The sequence below is a fragment of the Lentzea jiangxiensis genome (assembly GCF_900104175.1).
Classification (GTDB): domain Bacteria; phylum Actinomycetota; class Actinomycetes; order Mycobacteriales; family Pseudonocardiaceae; genus Lentzea; species Lentzea jiangxiensis.
In genome coordinates this window covers 55,849-65,084 of sequence record NZ_FNIX01000028.1, presented here as the reverse complement: position 1 = coordinate 65,084, position 9,236 = coordinate 55,849, and the positions used below count along the sequence as shown (strand labels likewise).

Annotated in this window: 8 protein-coding genes; 5 read left to right on the top strand and 3 right to left on the bottom strand. The window is 72.4% G+C overall.

What is annotated here, in order from left to right:
* A partial coding sequence (locus BLQ91_RS37220; protein ID WP_245734227.1) for an integrase core domain-containing protein occupies positions 1–291 on the top strand: 291 nt, incomplete at its 5' end.
* Between the two features lie 10 nt (positions 292–301).
* Here BLQ91_RS37220 and BLQ91_RS37215 read toward each other — a convergent pair.
* From BLQ91_RS37215 to BLQ91_RS37200, 3 genes are all read right to left on the bottom strand, one after another.
* Positions 302–1,195, bottom strand: a complete 894-nt coding sequence (locus BLQ91_RS37215) for a neutral zinc metallopeptidase (protein ID WP_090104885.1) — start codon at positions 1,193–1,195, stop codon at positions 302–304.
* A gap of 12 nt (positions 1,196–1,207) precedes the next feature.
* The gene (locus tag BLQ91_RS37210; protein ID WP_245734225.1) at positions 1,208–2,431 is read right to left on the bottom strand and encodes a neutral zinc metallopeptidase; all 1,224 of its coding nucleotides are present in this window, start codon (positions 2,429–2,431) and stop codon (positions 1,208–1,210) included.
* A gap of 127 nt (positions 2,432–2,558) precedes the next feature.
* The gene (locus BLQ91_RS37200) at positions 2,559–3,743 is read right to left on the bottom strand and encodes a neutral zinc metallopeptidase (protein WP_281199886.1); all 1,185 of its coding nucleotides are present in this window, start codon (positions 3,741–3,743) and stop codon (positions 2,559–2,561) included.
* A gap of 165 nt (positions 3,744–3,908) precedes the next feature.
* On the opposite strand from BLQ91_RS37200, the gene BLQ91_RS37195 reads away from it, so the two are divergent.
* From BLQ91_RS37195 to nudC, 4 genes are read left to right on the top strand one after another with little or no spacing between them, the layout of a single operon-like run.
* Positions 3,909–5,558 (top strand): DUF2207 domain-containing protein, encoded by a 1,650-nt coding sequence (locus BLQ91_RS37195; RefSeq protein WP_090104881.1) that lies wholly within the window; start codon positions 3,909–3,911, stop codon positions 5,556–5,558.
* Positions 5,559–5,567: 9 nt separating this feature from the next.
* The gene (locus BLQ91_RS37190; protein ID WP_090104878.1) at positions 5,568–6,851 is read left to right on the top strand and encodes a M16 family metallopeptidase; all 1,284 of its coding nucleotides are present in this window, start codon (positions 5,568–5,570) and stop codon (positions 6,849–6,851) included.
* Positions 6,848–8,269 (top strand): M16 family metallopeptidase, encoded by a 1,422-nt coding sequence (locus BLQ91_RS37185; RefSeq protein ID WP_090104876.1) that lies wholly within the window; start codon positions 6,848–6,850, stop codon positions 8,267–8,269. Before BLQ91_RS37190 ends, BLQ91_RS37185 begins: the two co-directional genes overlap by 4 nt.
* The gene (nudC, locus tag BLQ91_RS37180) at positions 8,266–9,216 is read left to right on the top strand and encodes an NAD(+) diphosphatase (protein WP_090104874.1); all 951 of its coding nucleotides are present in this window, start codon (positions 8,266–8,268) and stop codon (positions 9,214–9,216) included. Before BLQ91_RS37185 ends, nudC begins: the two co-directional genes overlap by 4 nt.
* Positions 9,217–9,236: the final 20 nt, after the last annotated feature.

Genomic DNA, 9,236 nt, shown 5'->3' with positions numbered 1-9,236 from the left:
CTGACCGACAACGCCAAGAACTATCTGATCTCCCGCGACTTCGCCGCCGCCGTGGCCGCGATCGGCGCTCGGCACAAGACCATCAAGCCGCACTGTCCCTGGCAGAACGGCAAAGTCGAGCGGTTCAACCGAACCCTGCAGACCGAGTGGGCCTACCGCCAGGTCTTCCTCGACAACCCCACCCGATCCGCAGCACTGGCGCCCTGGCTTGAGCACTACAACACTGAACGCAGTCACTCCGCACTCGACGGGCACCCACCCATCAGCCGCGTTCAGTCACCAACCTCATGACCAAGTACAGCTAGGCGACCTGCGCCGCGGGCGCCGAGAACGTGTTGCAGGCGTCCGTCGAGTTCGCCCGGAAGCCCGCCGACGCCCAGTTCGCCTGGTTCTTCGCCGAGCCGTGGGCGTTGTTCTCGGGCTTCTCCTCGATCGCGAACTGGAAGTCCTCCTGCGCCTGGCGCGCGAGGTTCGCCGTCAGCGACCCCCGGCCCGCCGCGGACGCCAGGAACATGCCCGCGAGGCAGTTGGCCTGCAGCTCGATCCGCCGCGACATCTCCAGGCCCGCCGGGGTCTTCTCGCCCGCGTCGATGATCTTCAGGTCCGCCGCCCGCAGCATGCCGGTGAGCGCCTGCACGTGGTGGCCGTACTCGTGCGACAGCGTGGCCAGGTGCGTGGCCGGGGCCTCACCGCCGCCGTTGTCGCGCAGCCGGGACGTCGGCATGTAGATCGTGCGGTTGCGGCCGCAGTAGTACGCCACCGCGTGCCCGGACTCCGGGGCGGCGCCGCACGGGCCGTCCTTCAGCTCCGGCGACGCGTCCAGCACCGGCTTGTCGAACGGCAGGTTCACCGACGACAGCAGCGGGCCCCAGGCCGTGTCGAGGCACTCCACGCCGGCCGCGTAGTAGGCGGCCAGCTGCTGGTCCGACGTGCCGAACGGCGGCAACGTGCAGGTCACCGGGGGCACCGAGACCGGCTTGACGAGGAACGGGTGGTCCGCCAGCCGGTAGACGGCCCTCGGGCGGATCGGGGTCGTCGGCTCGGTCGAGGCGGCGGGCGCCGGCCGTGAGCCCGCCAGCGCGTGCCCCGTCACCACCGCGGGACGGCTCAGTTGACCGATTCCGAGGACGAACGCGACCACCAGCACGAACACTCCCGCGAACAGGACCGGGTTGTTCTTGGCCGGTGGGGTCACGCTCTCCCCTTCCTAGGAGACCGAAGCCGGGTCGGCGGCCCAGGTGTTGCACTCGGACGCCTTGTTCGACCGGTAGCCCCGGTCGACCCAGTTCGAGTTGTTCTGCGGTGTGCCGTGGTCCTTCGTCGGGTAGATGTCGTAGTCACCCCGGTTGCCCGCGTCGGTCAGGCCGACCCTGATCACGTCGATCGGGATCGCTCCGTGCGACAGGGGCGCGAGCGTCATGCCTCCGAAGCACGTCGCCTGCAGCTCCATCCGGCGGTTCAGGTCGAGGCCCTTCGGAGTATCCCACCCTCCCGCGTCGTACTGCGCGCGGTCCGACGCCTTGAGCATCCCGGTGAGCCACTGGATGTGGTGGCCGTACTCGTGGGCGAGCTGGCCCAAGTACTTGCCGGGGTGGTTGGGGTTGTTGGGGTTGCGCTCGGCGGCGTAGGCGTTCGCCGTCCAGTAGATGCCGCCCTGGCAGTAGCGCGCGGTCTGGTCCGGGCGGACCGTGCCGCACGGGTACTGGGCGGTCTCGGTGACGATGTGCAGCTCGACCGGCTGGTACGGCAGGTTCGCCGCCTGCAGCGCGGGCTTCCACATGTTCTCGATGCACGGCAGCGCCGCGCGCAGGAACCGGTCCTGGCCCGCGGGGGAGTAGTCCATCGCCGGCAGCGCGCAGCCCGGGATCGTGGTCGCGCCGAAGTTCGCCTTGAGGAACGGGTGGTCCGCGAGCGCGTAGACGGCCTTCGGCCCCGCGGGGGTCGCCGGCGTGGACGGGGCGCGCGACGGCGTCGCGCGTGAGGGAGCCGTCGTGGTCGTGGGGGCGTCCGTCGTCGTCTGCGCCCCGAACGTCGGGCTGTACGTCGTGTAGTTCGAGTAGCCCGTGTCCTTCACCTTGCTGCTCAGCGTCGCCGCGAAGACGCCGACCGCCGCGAGACCGAGGACCACCACACCGCCCAGGATCAGGGCGATCATCGGGCCGTTGTTCTTGCGGGGCGGCGGCGGGCCCATCGGGTACGGCGCGTAACCACCGGGAGGCGTGCCCCACGACGGCTGCGGCGGCGGCATGACCTGGCCGGGCGGCGGAGGAGGCCCGTACTGGGCGTACCGCGCGGGCGGCGGGCCCTGCGGAGGCATCCCGTACGGGGGCGGGGGGCCCTGGGGCGGACGCTGCCCGAGCGGTGCGGGCATCGGCGGCGGGCCGACCGGGCGCGGCGGCGGCCATGAGCCCGGCGGCGGTGGTTGCGTCATCGCCTGAGGTCCCCCCATTGGTCGTCCTGGGTCGGGTACGAGCATAGGCGGAGCGAGATCACGCGTCCCCCGACCGGGCTAACGCGTCCTGTCCACGACCTCGAGACGCGCGGGCCGGGGGACCGGTTCACGAGACGTCGCCGGGGCTCGCCGCCCAGGTGTTGCACGCCTTGATGTTGTTCTGCCGGTGGCCGTGCATGACCCAGCGCTCGTTGTTGGGCGCGCTGCCGTGGTCGGGCCTGCGGTTGTAGTCACCGCGTTTGCCCGCGTCACTCAGACCGGTGTTCACGACGTCCATCGGGACGATGCCCTTGTGCGAGAACGGCGCGAGCGTCATGCCGCCGAGGCAGGTCGCCTGCAGCTCGAGCCTGCGGTTGAGCTCCAGGCCCTTCGGGGTGTCGAACCCGCCGACGTCGTACTGGGCCTGGTCGGCGGCGCGGAGCATGCCGGTGAGCCACTGGACGTGGTGGCCGTACTCGTGGCCGAGCTGGCCGAGGTAGACGCCGGGGTGCCGGATCGTCGTGCCGCCCTCGCTGGAGTAGAAGTTGCCGGGCCAGTAGATGACGCCGCGGCAGAACATCGCCGTCGAGTTGGCCTGCCGCGAACCGCACGGCGTCTGCGTCGTCCCGGTGAACACCTGCAGCTCCACCGGCTGGTACGGCAGGTTCGCCGCCTTCAGCGCGGGCTGCCACGCCTTCTCGATGCACGGCAGCGCGGCCGCGAGGAACCGCTGCTCGCCCGCCGGGTTGTACTCCATCTTCGGCAACGGGCACGAGTCGAGGTCGTTCGCGCCGACGTTGGTGGCGAAGATCGGGTGGTCGGCGAGCTTGTAGACGGCCTTCGGCCCCACCGGCGCCGGCTGCGTCGACGTCTTCGGGGACGTCGTGCTCCTGCTCGTCGTCGTGGTGGTCCTGGTCGTCGTGGCAGGGGAGGAGTAAGTCGGGCTGTACGTCGTGTAGTTCGAGTAGCCCGCGTCCCGCACCTTGTTGTTCATCGTCGCCGCGAAGACGCCGATCGCGCCGAGGCCGAGGACCACGACACCGCCGAGCACGAGGGCCAGGACCGGGCCGCTGCCGCTGCGGCGCGGCGGAGGCATCACCGGGTACGGCGGCCGTCCGAACCCGCCGGGGTGCGGCTGACCCCACGCCGGCGGCGGCATCACGGGACGCGGCGGCGGCATCATCGGGCGTGGCGGTGGCAGCGGCGCACGGCCGGGCGGCGGCGCGTACGCGGGAGGAGCGCCGTAAGGAGGAGGCGGTCCCATCGGCGGACGCGTACCGGGCGGCGGGCCCTGGACCGGACGGGGACGCATCGGCGGTCCGTACGGCGGCGGAGCGGGCACGGGAGGCGGCCCCACCGGGCGTGGTGGCGGCCGGTAGCCCGGCGGCGGTGGTTGCGTCATCGCCGAAAATCCCCCAGTTGGCGTCTGTTCGAAAGTCCGCCGGAGCATATGAGGACTCCGCTATTGTCCGCAGCCGTGTTGAAGAACTGGGGTGCGGCGATCTTCGTCGCCGTCGCGCTGACGTCCGCCACGTCCACGGGCACGACCGCCGGCGCGCTCGCGCAGCCGCTTCCCGGCACGGTCAGCACCGAGGTGCGGATGAAGCTGGAGCGCGACTCCCGGCTCTCCGTCACCGAGACCGTCCAGGTCCCGGACGGCACGACCGTCAAGCGGACCGTCCCCTTGCGACTCGCGGTCGGCAACGACCTGGAGCGCCGCTACGAGGTCACCGACGCCAAGGTCGAGGGCAGGGGCGGCACCACCGTCGGCGACGACGAGTTCTCCGCCACGTTCGAGGGCGGCCAGAGCACGCTGACCTACACGGTCGTCGGCGCCGTCGCCCCCGTCGGCGACGCGCTGGAGGTCCGCTGGCAGGTCGCGGGCGGCTGGGACACCGAGCTCGACAAGGTCTCCGTCTCGTTCTCCGCACCGGACTCCCCGACGTCGGTCAACTGCCTCGCCGGCCCCGTCGGCTCGTCGCAGCCCTGCACGAGCGCGGACCTCGCGGACGGCAAGGGCGTGCGCGCACAGGAGATCAAGCTCGGCGCCGGTGAACGCGTCGACGTCGCGATCGGACTGTCCGCGGGCGTCGTGCCGCCCAACGCCGTCGTGGTCGAGCAGTCCGGGCTCGCGGCCGCGTTCGCGCTGACGCCGATCAGCGGTGCCGCGCTCGGCGGGCTGCTGGTGCTGCTGCTCGGCGGCGTCGCCCTGCTCTGGTACCTGCGCGGCCGGGACGCGGCGGCGCTCGCGAGCGAGGTCGGCGCGGTCTCCGTGCTGGTCCGCGACGCCGGTGGCCGGGTCGCGTTCGCCTCACCCGACGGCGTGCTGCCCGGCCAGGTCGGCACGGTCGTCGACGAGCACGTGGACGTCGTCGACGTGACCGCCACGGTCATCGACCTCGCCGTCCGCAACTACCTGTGGATCGCGGAGGTGCGCCAGGAGGACGGCTTCGGCCACGACTGGCAGATCGTGCGCCGCAACCCCGCCGACGCCTCGCTGTCCGGGTACGAGAGGGCCGTCTACGAAGTCCTCCTGCCGCAGGGCGCCGACGCCGTCACGGTGTCGGAGCTGCGCGGCCGTCAGGTCGACCTCGCCCGCGTGCGCGACGAGCTGTACGCCGACGTCGTCGAGAAGCGCTGGTTCGTGCGCCGCCCCGACGCCGAGCGCAGCCTGTTCTGGTGGGTCGGCATCGGCCTCGCGGTGCTGGGCCTGGTGGCCACGGTCGTGCTGGCGCTCACGGTCGGCAACGCGCTGTTCGGCCTCGCGGTCGCCGTCGGCGGCGTCGCCCTCGCGTTCGGCGCCCGGTCGATGCCCGCCCGAACCAAGCGCGGCAGCGAGCTGCTGGAGCACGTCCGCGGGCTGCGCGGGTACCTCCACGGGGTGACACCGGAAGACGTTCCCGAGGCCGACCGCGAGCTGGTGTTCTCCCGGTCGCTGCCCTACGCGGTGGTGCTCGGCGAGACCGAGCGCTGGCTGGCGGCGTTCGGCCGCCAAGACCTCTACTGGTACGGCAACTCGGGAACCAGCACGGACTTCCGGCGCAGCTTCCCGGCGTTCCTCGGGGCGCTCGACGGCGTGCTCGCCCAGGCAGGCCACCTGCGATCGCTCCGGGCGCCGAACCCGTAGGCTTGCCGCATGGCCTCACCCGAACTGCACAGGTTCACGTTGCCCAACGGCCTGCGGGTGGTGCTCGCCCCCGACGCCAGCGCACCGGTCGTCGGCGTCAGCGTGCACTACGACGTCGGCTTCCGTTCCGAGCCGGAGGGGCGCACCGGGTTCGCGCACCTCTTCGAGCACCTCATGTTCCAGGGCAGCGAGAGCCTGGAGAAGCTGGCCCACTTCCGGCACGTGCAGTCGTCGGGCGGCACGTTCAACGGGTCCACGCACCCGGACTACACCGACTACTACCAGGTGCTGCCGAGCGCCGCCCTGGAGCGGGCGCTGTTCCTCGAGGCGGACCGCATGCGGGCGCCGAAGCTCACCGAGGAGAACCTCCGCAACCAGATCGACGTGGTGAAGGAGGAGATCCGGCTCAACGTGCTGAACCGCCCGTACGGCGGGTTCCCCTGGATCCTCCTGCCCGCGGTGCTGTTCAAGACGTTCGCCAACGCGCACAACGGCTACGGCGACTTCGTCGACCTGGAGAGCGCCACGGTCGACGACTGCGCGGAGTTCTTCGACACCTACTACAGCCCGGCGAACGCGGTGCTGACGGTGGCGGGCGACCTCGACGTCGAGACCACGAAGGCGTTGGTGGAGAAGCACTTCGGCGACGTGCCCGCGCGGCCGAAGCCCGAGCGGCCCTCGTTCGCCGAGCCGGCCCCGCAGGGCGAGGTGCGCCACGAGCACGGCGACGCGCTGGCCCCGCTGCCCGCGATCGCGATCGGCTACCGCGTGCCGGACCCGACGACGGACATCGACGGCTACCTCGCGTACCTGGTGCTCGCCGGCGTGCTGACCGACGGCGACAGCTCGCGCCTGCAGCAGCGCCTCGTGCACCGCGAGGGCATCGTGATCGACCTGAACGCCGGCTGCGGCCTGTTCGGCCCGCTCGAGGCCCGCGACCCCGACACCTTCAGCATCACCGCGATCCACACGCCGGAGGTCGAGGCCTCCCGGGTCATCGAGGCCATCGACGAGGAGCTGCAGAAGCTCGCGCAGGAGCCGCCGTCGGCCGAGGAGCTCGCGAAGGTCACCGCCCGCTGGGCGTCGACCATGCACAAGGAGCACGACCGGCTCACGAACCGCACCCTGGGCCTCGGCTCGGCGGAGCTGCTGTTCGGCCGCGCCGAGCTCATCTACGAACTGCCCGAGCGGATCGCCTCCGTGACCGTGGACGAGGTGTCGGCCGCGGCCAAGGCGCTGCGTCCCGACTCCCGCGCCCTTCTCTTCGTCAAGCCCACCGGAGGAACCCAGTGACCGCCTCGACCTCTACTTCGGGGAGCAAGACCCACCGGTCCGCCGAGGAGATCGGACGCACCGAGGCGGGCCCGCGCCCGTTGCCCGAGCTGGGCACCCAGGAGGCGGCCGCCGAACTGTCCACTGTAGACACGACGCTGCCGAACGGCCTGCGCGTGATCGCGGTCCGCCGGGCCACCGTGCCGATGGTCGAGCTGCGGCTGCGCGTCCCGTTCGCGGACCCGTCGGGCTCCAGCGCCGGGTCGCAGCACTCCGCGATCGCCGAGGTCCTCGCGAACACCGTCCTGACCGGCACCGGGTCCCGGTCCCGCGTGCGGATCGACACCGAGCTGGCGCTCGTCGGCGGCGAACTCGACGCCGTCGTCGACCCGGAGCGGCTGAGCATCACCGGCAACGCGCTGGCCACGGGTCTCGACACCGTCCTGGACGTGCTGCGCGACGTGCTGACCTCGGCGTCGTACCCGGCGGAGGAGGTGGAGCGCGAGCGGGCCCGCCTCGTCGAGCGCATCGCCCTCGCCCGGTCGCAGCCGAACGTCATCGCCCGCGAGGCGCTGCAGACGCTGCTGTACGGCGACCACCCGTACGCCAAGGAGATGCCCGAGGCGGACGAGGTCGCGAACGTCAGCCGTGAGGACGTGGTGGCGCTGCACGGCAAGGCGTTGCTGCCGCGTGGCTCCGTCCTCGTGGTGGTCGGCGACGTCGAGCCGTCCGAGGCCGTGACCCGCATCGGCGAGGCGCTGGCCGCGTGGCAGGGCGACGGCGAGGCCGTCCAGCTGCCGCCGCTGCCCGAGGTGTCCGGCGGCGACGTGAAGCTCGTGCACCGCGCCGGTGCCGTGCAGTCGCAGATCCGCCTCGCCGCGCAGGCGATCCCGCGCACCGACCCGCGCTACCCGGCGCTGCAGCTCGCGAACCTCGTCTACGGCGGGTTCTTCTCCTCGCGGCTCGTCGAGAACATCCGCGAGGACAAGGGCTACACCTACAGCGCCCGCTCGCACCCGGAGTTCACCGTCCACGGCGCGACGCTGCTGATCGACGCGGACACGGCGTCCGACGTGACGGCCGCGGCGCTGCTCGAGACCCGCTACGAGCTCGCGCGGCTCGGCCTCGTGCCGCCGTCGCAGTCCGAAGTGGACACCGCGCGCAGCTACGCCGTCGGCACGCTGCTCACCAGCACGTCCTCGCAGTCCGGCCTGGCGTCGTTCCTCGTGAACCTCGTCGCGCTGGGGCTCGGCATCGACTGGCTCGTGGCGCACCCGCAGCGCCTCGCCGCCGTCACCGCCGAGGAGGTGGCCGCGGCCGCGCTGGAGTTCTTCGCGCCGGCGAACTTCACCGGTGTGCTCGTCGGCGACGCCGAGCAGCTCGAGCCGAAGCTCGCGGCCCTGGGTGGGGTCGACCTGGGCGAGGTCTCGTCCCGGTGAGCTTCGAACTGGCCGGTCTGCCCGCGCTGTCGCGGTCCGCGGTCGACAGGTGCGAGCCGTTGCGCGGCGACGACGAGAAGCTCGCCGCGCTCTGGCCCAAGGCGCGCATGCTGGTCGTCGACACGCGCGGCCGCACCCTGGTCGCCGACCGCGGCACGCGGGTGGTCGACCGCCCGGCCGTCGAGTTCGGCGACCAGCCGCCCGTGCACGCCGTCCTGCTGGGTGAGCAGGACGGCGTGGCGTACTTCGCCGTCCTGATGCCCGCCGAGGAGGGCGAGGCGGCACCGGCCGGCCGCGCCTGGGGCCCGCCGGAGCTCACGGACGAGCCGCAGTGGCTCGACCTGCGGCAGGCGGGCGCGACCCTGGACGACCTGGGGACGGGCCTCCTCACGACCGCCGCCGCGCTGTTCCAGTGGCACCGCCTCGGCAAGTACTGCGCCAAGTGCGGCGCGCGGACCGTGCTGGAGAAGTCCGGCTGGACGTCGGTGTGCTCGGGATGCGGCCGCGAGGAGTACCCGCGCACCGACGCCGCGGTGATCTGCCTGGTCCACGACGGCGCCGACCAGGTCCTGGTGGCCCGCGGCCCGGAGTGGCCGGAAGGGCGGTTCTCCGTCCTCGCCGGCTTCGTCGAGGCGGGCGAGTCGCTGGAGGCCTGCGTGGCGCGCGAGATCGACGAGGAGGTCGGGGTCGCCGTCCACGACATCCGCTACCTCGGCTCCCAGCCGTGGCCGTTCCCGCGGTCGCTGATGATCGGGTTCGAGGCGGTGGCCGACCCCGCCGAGCCGTTGCGGCTCGCGGAGGGCGAGATCGCCGAGGCCAAGTGGGTCTCGCGGGCGGACGTGCGGCGAGCCATCGAGGAACCGGGCAGCGTTCCGGGCCTCGGCCTCGCCGGTGGTGCGTCGATCGCGTTCCGGATGCTGCAGAGCTGGTCGGGCGCCGAGGCCTAGCCGTTCGGTCGCCCCGGCCG